General features: G+C 60.0%; 1 protein-coding gene. It reads right to left on the reverse strand.

Features of this window, described 5'->3' with window-relative positions; translation table 11 throughout:
* A partial coding sequence (locus PG883_RS23785) for a phage integrase central domain-containing protein (RefSeq protein ID WP_442866381.1) occupies window positions 1–530 on the reverse strand: 530 nt, incomplete at both ends.

A 530-nucleotide genomic window follows, 5' to 3' on the forward strand; every position in this document is an offset into this window, starting at 1 on the left:
CGTCCCAACGGGTACCCGCCGATTCACCGGGGCGCACCAGCGTGTGAAGGCTCCATTCAATCTGACAGCGGGTGGTATGTTCCAGGCGACCGTTGGCAATGTCGGCCATCAGCGCAGGCAGTTCGTCCGGCTTGAGGGTGGGCATGTGTTTCTTGGTGGGCTTCTTGAACACTTTGCGGATCGCGGAACAGGGGTTGGCATCGAGCAGGCCGTGGTTAACGGTGTAGTCGAGGATCTCGTTTATCCGCTGACACAGCCGGCGCACTGTCTCCAGCTTGCCATCAGCCTCAATAGGGCGCAGTAGTTCGATCACCAGGGGGGCGCGTATCTGGTCGATGGGCATGGAGCCGATGAAAGGCAGCACATACAGCTCAAGGGAACGCCATGCGTCGTTGGCGCAGGCTTCGCTCACATCGTGGCGTTTCAGCTCCAGCCACTTGGCGGCCATGCGCTCAAAGGTGTTGGCGCTGGCCTCTTGCTTGGCTTGGGCAATGGCGACCTGTTCTTGCTGGTGGAGTTGGGGATCAATA

The sequence above is a fragment of the Aeromonas sp. QDB25 genome (assembly GCF_027707725.1).
Lineage (GTDB): Bacteria > Pseudomonadota > Gammaproteobacteria > Enterobacterales > Aeromonadaceae > Aeromonas > Aeromonas caviae.